This window comes from Pseudomonas sp. F8002, assembly GCF_013385495.1.
Classification (GTDB): domain Bacteria; phylum Pseudomonadota; class Gammaproteobacteria; order Pseudomonadales; family Pseudomonadaceae; genus Aquipseudomonas.
In genome coordinates, this window is the sequence record NZ_JACAPW010000003.1 from 245,645 (window position 1) to 252,791 (window position 7,147).

At 62.4% G+C, this 7,147-nt stretch carries 6 protein-coding genes; 3 read left to right on the forward strand and 3 right to left on the reverse strand.

All coding sequences use genetic code 11. The features are described 5' to 3' along the window. Positions 1–3: 3 nt before the first annotated feature. From HX811_RS06180 to HX811_RS06190, 3 genes are read right to left on the reverse strand one after another with little or no spacing between them, the layout of a single operon-like run. Positions 4–1,905 carry an ATP-binding protein gene (locus HX811_RS06180; protein ID WP_008430252.1) on the reverse strand — a complete coding sequence of 634 codons (1,902 nt, stop codon included), beginning with the start codon at positions 1,903–1,905 and terminating at the stop codon, positions 4–6. Continuing rightward, positions 1,902–2,813 (reverse strand): ABC transporter substrate-binding protein, encoded by a 912-nt coding sequence (locus HX811_RS06185; RefSeq protein ID WP_052024261.1) that lies wholly within the window; start codon positions 2,811–2,813, stop codon positions 1,902–1,904. Before HX811_RS06185 ends, HX811_RS06180 begins: the two co-directional genes overlap by 4 nt. 20 nt (positions 2,814–2,833) lie before the next feature. Beyond that, positions 2,834–4,966, reverse strand: a complete 2,133-nt coding sequence (locus HX811_RS06190) for a TonB-dependent siderophore receptor (RefSeq protein ID WP_085984626.1) — start codon at positions 4,964–4,966, stop codon at positions 2,834–2,836. A gap of 195 nt (positions 4,967–5,161) precedes the next feature. Between HX811_RS06190 and HX811_RS06195 the strand changes: the two genes are divergently transcribed. From HX811_RS06195 to sixA, 3 genes are read left to right on the forward strand one after another with little or no spacing between them, the layout of a single operon-like run. Then, positions 5,162–6,187: an NAD(P)H-dependent glycerol-3-phosphate dehydrogenase gene (locus HX811_RS06195; RefSeq protein ID WP_003210548.1), complete on the forward strand. Its 1,026-nt coding sequence runs from the start codon at positions 5,162–5,164 to the stop codon at positions 6,185–6,187. A gap of 10 nt (positions 6,188–6,197) precedes the next feature. After that, a complete protein-coding gene (locus HX811_RS06200; protein WP_003210547.1) occupies positions 6,198–6,545 on the forward strand; it encodes a DUF4389 domain-containing protein in 348 nt (115 codons plus the stop codon). Further along, positions 6,542–6,991, forward strand: a complete 450-nt coding sequence (gene sixA / locus HX811_RS06205; protein ID WP_177045216.1) for a phosphohistidine phosphatase SixA — start codon at positions 6,542–6,544, stop codon at positions 6,989–6,991. The genes HX811_RS06200 and sixA overlap by 4 nt, the downstream gene beginning before the upstream one ends. Positions 6,992–7,147 lie beyond the last annotated feature (156 nt).

Sequence of the window (7,147 nt, forward strand, 5' to 3'; positions counted from 1 at the left end):
GTGTTACTGCACCCATCTCTGCAGGATTTGTTGCAAATCCGTGCGTTTGAACGGCTTTGCCAGGTAATCGTTCATTCCAGCTGCCAGGCAGGCTTCGCGATCGCCCTGCAAGGCATTGGCCGTGAGGGCAATGATTGGCAGCTCGGCGCAACCGGGCAACTGGCGAATCTGCCGGGTAGCCTCGTAGCCATCGATGCCCGGCAGTCGGCAGTCCATCAGGATTGCGGTAAAAATCAGGCTCTCGGCGCTGCGAATCGCTTCGGCGCCGTCGGTGGCGATGCTCACCTCGAACCCCAGGCTGCGCAGCATGGCTTCGACCACCGTGCGATTGACCGGGTTGTCTTCCACCAGCAACACGTTGCGCCCTTCGCCCGCACGGCCATTGCCTTCGGTATTCGGCGCGAGCACCGGCAAGCTCTGCTGGTAGATCGCCAGCGGGATTTCCAGGGTGAACACCGAGCCGTGGCCTTCTTCGCTCTGGGCGCGCAGGGTGCCGCCCATGCGTTCGGCCAGGGTGCGTGCGATAGGCAGTCCCAGTCCGGTGCCGCCGTAACGTCTTGAAATGGAACTGTCGGCTTGCTGGAACGCATCGAACATCAGTTCCAGGCGCTCGGCGGAGATGCCAATCCCGCTATCGCGCACGGTGCAGGTGAACCACAGCAATTCATGGTCCAGGGTCTGCCAGTGGGGTTCGACGGTGACGGTGCCCTGTTCGGTGAACTTCAGGGCATTGCCGATCAGGTTCACCAAAATCTGCCGGATGCGGGTCGGGTCGCCCTGTACCTGCAGCGAGCCCAGGCCCTGGGGGATCGGCACTTCGAGCGCCAGCCCGCGTTGTTGGGCGGCGTGCTGGAAGGCCTGGGCGCAACTGCCGATCAGCTCCACCAGGTCGAACGGAATGTGCTCAAGCTCCAGGGCCGCGCGCTCGATGCGCGAGAAGTCGAGGATGTCGTTGATCACCTTCAGCAGGTGTTCGGTGGACTCCGAGGCCAGCGCCGCGTATTCGGTCTGTTCCTCGGTCATGTCGGTGGTTTCCAGCAGTTGCAGCATGCCCAGCACCCCGTTCATCGGCGTGCGCAATTCATGGCTCATCATTGCCAGGAAGTCCGACTTGGCATTGTTCGCCCGCTCGGCTTCTTCGCGGGTCTGGATCAACTGGGCCATGGCCTGGTGCTGTTCACGACTGGCCTGGTTCAAGCCATCGGCGAGGTTATTGATGTGGCGCGACAGGTCGCCCAGCTCCGAGTCATCCACGATGGGCAGCGGCGTCTGGTAATCGCCCTGCTGGATCGCCTTGACCGCATTGCCCATGGCGCTGATCGGTTGCGACAGGCTGGCCGCCAGGCGCCGGGCCAGCAGGAAGGTAAACAGCAGGGCGAACAGCGCGAGAATCCCGGCCTTGAACAGGATTTCCTGCTGGCGCTGGCTGAACGCATCGTTGGACATGCCGACAATCACTCGCCCCAGGTAGTCCGCGCGCGGGGCCTTGGGCTCGGCAGTACTGTCCTGGAAGAAGTCATTGCCCAGCTGGATATGTTGCAGGCGAATCGGCGCCTGGAAGACTTTCACCGACAGCGAGCGATCGTGCTTCTCCGACGGTTGCTCGACATACACCAGGATATTTTCTGCGCTGTCCTGAATCTCCAGGAAGCGCACGTGCGGCGTGGCCAGGGTGGCCCGCAACAGGCTTTCAAGCACGTCGTTGTTGCCGGAAATCACCCCGTATTCGGTGGCCGGCGCCAGTTGGTTGGCGATCAACTGGCCGGTGTGGTCCAGTTCCTGGCGCAGGTCCTGGATCCGCACGAAGGTGAAGAAGCTGATCAACAACAGCGTCAGCAGGAGTGCCGGGCCCAGGGTAATGAGCTGGGTCCGGGTGTTGATGTCCCAACGGCGACGAAATGTCATGGGCGTTTTTCTCCTTCGGCCAGGCGGGCGGCGACGTTGGTTTCGTCCACCTGTTCGATCCCCAGTGAGCGCGCAACCTGCGGGTTGCCTACGACTTTGAAACGTTCCGGGTACAGCGAGCGCGGCCAACTGGCCGGCGCATGATCCAGCAGGCGGTCGAGCACATCCAGCCAGTCGGTCTGATCGCTGTAGGTGCTGGCCAGGCTGCCGGCCTTGACGAACCCGGCGTTGGGCCCGACCAGTGGCAATTGCCTGGCGTAGCTGCTGAGCAGCAGGTTTTTCGCGGTTTTCGGGTTGTACAGCTGGGGATCATCCAGCCCCAGCAAGACGTCGCTGTTCTTGAACAGGCTTTGCAGCGGGCGACTGTCATTAATGTTTTCCCAAAGCTGGGGCACGATCTCCAGGCCCATGGGCGCGGCGTACTGGCGCAGCTCGCGCAGCAGGAACTCGCTGTCGATGCCATAGAGCACGCCGATGCGCCGGGCCTGAGGCAGGATGCCGGTGATCAGGCGCAGTTGTCGGTCCAGCGGTGGGTCGCTCCACAGCAGGCTGATCTTCGCAGGCAACGTGGCACCCAGGCGCTGGCGCGCTTGCAGGCGGCTGATGCGCAGCACCAGGGTCGGTGGGCCCTGGGCGTCTTGCAGGCGCCAGTCAAGGCTGGGCAGGTCCAGCAGGATCAGGCGGGTGCTGGTCGGCAAGTTTGCAGGGGCGGGCAGGTCCTTGAGCGGGGTGAACTTCACGCTGTCTTCGGGACGCTGCAGGGCCAGGGCCTGGACGAATGTTTGTACGCCCGGGCCGTCTTCGTCGGCGGTCAGCAGGATATCCGCTGCCCATGTCGGTGCGCCGAACAGTAAAACCCCAAGCAACACACAGCACCGCCAGAGCCGGGCGGTAAAGGGGAGGGTCATCCGTGACGAGTCGCTGTCCACTAGAACTCTAACTCCGCACTGAAGTAGAGCACGTGGCGTTGGTCATAGTTGTTGTCGGGCCAGGTGGTGGGCTGATTGTCGAGGCGTTGTTGCAACATGCCGGCCAGCTCCACGTTGGCTTTGCCCAAGGCAATGCGCTTGGCCACCCGCAGGTCGACCCGTTCGAAGCGATACTGGTTGAGCGCATCGTCGCCATAGTAGAACACCGCGCTGGACCAGCCATGGCCCCATTCCCGCATCCAGCCGGCCGAGCCGCTGTTGCGGGCGGTCTGCTGCCTGTCCAGGGGGTTGGTGGCGCTGGCATCCACATAAGCATAGGTGACGCGCAGCCGGTCGGCGGTGCTCATGTGCCAGTCGAGCTGGGTTTCGGTGCCGGTAAAGCGCGAGCTGTTCGAGTTGCTGGCGATGTACTGGTTGTTGCGCAGCGGCTCGCTGACCATTTCGCTGATTTCGTCGTAGAACAGCTTCACGTCGACGTTCAGCCCGATGTCGGCAAAAAAGCCGTTGTAGCCCAGCTCCCGGGAGCGCATCAGCTCTTTGTCGAGGTTGCCCGGGCCACGGGTCACCACGAAGTATTGGCCGGAGTTCTGGCCGTAGGCCGGCGAGCTGAGGTTGGTGACGCGGTAGCTCCAGTTGACGTTGTTCTCGAACATGTCCGGGGAGCGAATGGCTTCGGAGTACACCGCGCGCAGGCCGTGGCGCGGGTTGATCAGGTAGTTGACGGCCACCCGTGGCGTCAGCGAGTTGCCGCTCAGGTGAGTGTCTTCGTACATCGCGCCGCCCTGCAGCAGCCAGTGTTCGCTGGCCCGCCATTCCAGGTGGCCGAACAGGCGCCAGGTGGTGTCGTCCAGGGTGCCGTTGAAGTAGGTGTCGGAGTCGGCGCGGTCGTAGCGGTAGTTCATGCCGCTGACCAGGCGCAGGCTGTCGGACAGGCTGAGGGTGTCTTGCAGCTCCAGGTCGTAGCGGCTTTCCTTGGTGCTTTGGTCGATGTTGCCGCAGACCGGGTCCTTGCCGCCGTCGCCCCATTGCTGGAGCACCTGGCGGGCCAGTGCCTGCTCGGCGGCGCTGCCGGGTGGAAGGTTGCCTGGGTTGAAGTTGTTCATGTGCCGGGCCAGTCGCTCGGCATAGTTGGGGTTGAGCTGCCACAGCTGCGTCAGTTCCGGGCTGAATGAGACCTTGGCATCGCACGCGCGCCAGATCTGCCGGCGATCCCACTGCTGGGCCGAACCCTGGATATACAGGCTGTGATCGGGGTTGAAGTCGAAGTTCCAGCGCAGGGAACCGGCATAGTCCTTGGCGCTGACGTCGGAATTGTTACCGCCTTCGGTAATCCCGTCGAACACCGGTTGGTAGGTGTAAGGGCGCTGGTTGGTGCCTTCCTTGGCGTCCAGTTGCCAGTCGATGCTTTGTTGCGCATTCAGGGTCTGGCTCACGGCCAGGCTGAAGCGGTTCAGGCGGCGCCCGTCGCGGCGGTCAGCGCCCACGCGGTCGCTGTCAAAGCCATCGTCCTGTTGGCCGGACAGTGACAGGCGCAAATCGCCGGTGTCCCAGCCCATTCCCTGGCTGGCGTACCAGTCGTTGATCCCTCGGCCGCCCTGGGTGAGTTTCATCCGCGTGCCATGGCTGTTGGCCGGCGAGCGGGTGAGGATGTTGACGACGGCCATCAGCGCGTTGGCGCCGTAGCTGACGGTATTGGGGCCGCGGAAGACCTCGATGCGGTCGATGTCTTCCAGGGCTACCGGAATATCGCTCCAGTCCACCGTGGCCAGGCCCGCGCGGTACACCGAGCGCCCATCGATCAACACCTGCATGCGCCGCGCATCGCCCGCCTGGGTGCCGTGGTAATTCACGGCGGCCTGGTTGCCGGTGGTGTAGCCGACCATCATCCCGGGCACCAGCCGCAGCAGTTCGGGGATATCCCGTGCGCCGCTGGCCTTGATCAGCTCGCTGTCGATCACCGTCATGCTGCCGGGCACGGCGGCGGCCGATTGCTTGAGCCGGGTGGCGGTCAGCACCTGCGGCAGCGGCTGGCTGTCGAGGAACAGGTCGTCAGCCAGCACCGGCACACTGCACCACGGCATGCACAACAACGTCAGCAAAAGGGATGAGCGAGGAGGAGGGCCCAAATACACGGCACGGCCTTGATAATTACGGATAGCCGCCCATGTTAACTGAGGTGGGGCCTTTTGCCAGTCGTCGGCCCTGTAATTACTTCGCACAAATGTCGCATTTTCCGACAAGCGTTTGAATTGACGCGGGGGCTGGCCGCAGGCGGGTCGCTCCGTATAATGCGGCCATCGCCACTGCTATGGATTAACGGATTGCATATGACTGAACAGCGCCCTATTGCGGTCCTGGGAGGCGGAAGTTTTGGTACCGCCGTGGCTAATCTGCTGGCTGAAAATGGTCACCGGGTGCGCCAATGGATGCGTGACCCCGAGCAAGCCGAAGCCATTCGGGTCAACCGGGAAAACCCCCGTTACCTTAAAGGCATCAAGATTCTGCCGGCCGTGGAGCCGGTGACTGATTTACAGGCGACGCTGGACGAGTGCGACCTGTGCTTCGTCGCGCTGCCCTCCAGCGCTTTGCGTTCGGTGCTTGCACCCCATGCCGAGCGGCTGGCGGGCAAGCTGCTGGTGAGCCTGACCAAGGGCATTGAGGCGCACACCTTCAAGTTGATGAGCGAGATCCTTGAAGAAATCGCCCCCGAAGCGCGGATTGGCGTGTTGTCCGGGCCGAACCTGGCGCGGGAAGTGGCTGAGCACGCGCTGACTGCCACGGTGATCGCCAGTGAAGACGAAGAACTCTGCGAGCGGGTGCAGGAGGTGCTGCACGGTCGCACCTTCCGCGTGTACGCCAGTGCCGACCGCTTCGGCGTCGAACTGGGCGGGGCGTTGAAGAACGTCTACGCGATCATCGCCGGCATGGCGGTTGCGCTGGGCATGGGTGAAAACACCAAGAGCATGCTGATCACTCGCGCCCTGGCCGAGATGACCCGGTTTGCGGTCAATCAGGGCGCCAACCCGATGACCTTCCTTGGCCTGGCGGGTGTGGGCGACCTGATCGTCACCTGCTCGTCACCGAAAAGCCGCAACTATCAGGTCGGTTTTGCCCTTGGCCAGGGCTTGAGCCTGGAAGACGCCGTGACGCGTTTGGGCGAAGTGGCGGAAGGCGTCAACACCCTGAAGGTGCTGAAGGCCAAGTCTCAGGAGGTCGGGGTGTATATGCCGCTGGTTGCCGGGTTGCACGCGATCCTGTTTGAAGGGCGCACCTTGAACCAGGTCATCGAGTTGCTGATGCGCGCCGAGCCTAAAACCGATGTCGACTTTATTTCCACCAGTGGTTTCAACTGAGGAACGCGTCATGAACGATCCGAAAGCAGCACCCAAGTACGAGTCCATCGGCCTGCGTGTCCTGTGGATGCTGGTGTTTGCCCTGGTGTGGCAAGTGGCGCAGTTTCTGCTGGGCGCGCTGGTGGTGGTGCAACTGGTTTATCGCCTGGTGTATGGGGCGCCGAACCTGGGGCTGATGAATTTTGGTGACAGCCTGAGCCAGTTCTTGGCGCAGATTGGGCGGTTTGGCAGTTTTCACAGTGATCAGAAGCCTTGGCCGTTCGCCGATTGGCCGACGCCCCGTGCACCGGAAGGTGAGGCTGCCCACAGTGTGCCGCCTGCACCGCATCCGGCGCGTGATGAGGAACCCAAGCTATGAAGGTGTGGGTGTTGCGTCACGGTGAGGCCGAGGGGCATGCGCGTACGGATGCCGAGCGCAATTTGACGGCCCATGGGCGCGATGAGGTTTTGCGCAGTGCGGGGCATCTGATTGGGCAGCCGATTCGGGCGATCATTGCCAGTCCGTATGTGCGGGCGCAGCAGACGGCGCAGTTGGTGCGAGAGGCGTTGGGGTTTGAGCCGGATGTCCGCACTGTGCCTTGGTTGACGCCGGAGAGTAATCCGCTGGAGGTGCTCAAGCATCTCGACAATGACGATGATGTGTTGCTGGTTAGCCATCAGCCGTTTGTGGGGGGGCTGATCAGTTATTTGCAGCATGGGCATTTGCGGCAGCCGCAGGCTATGAGTACGGCGAGTCTGGCGGAGTTGGAAGGGGACTTTCCGTTGGCGGGGTTGATGAGTCTTTTGAGTGTTCGGAATCCTTAATGTTGGTTTTGGGTACATATCCGTTGCTGCGGTAACGGCTGCTTATGGTTCCGCTCTTACAGCGGGTCACTTTTTTACAAACGCCTAAAAAAGTAACCAAAAAACGCTTTGCCCCACCACTCGGTGCCTCGCTTAGGCTCGGCATGCCCGCACTCC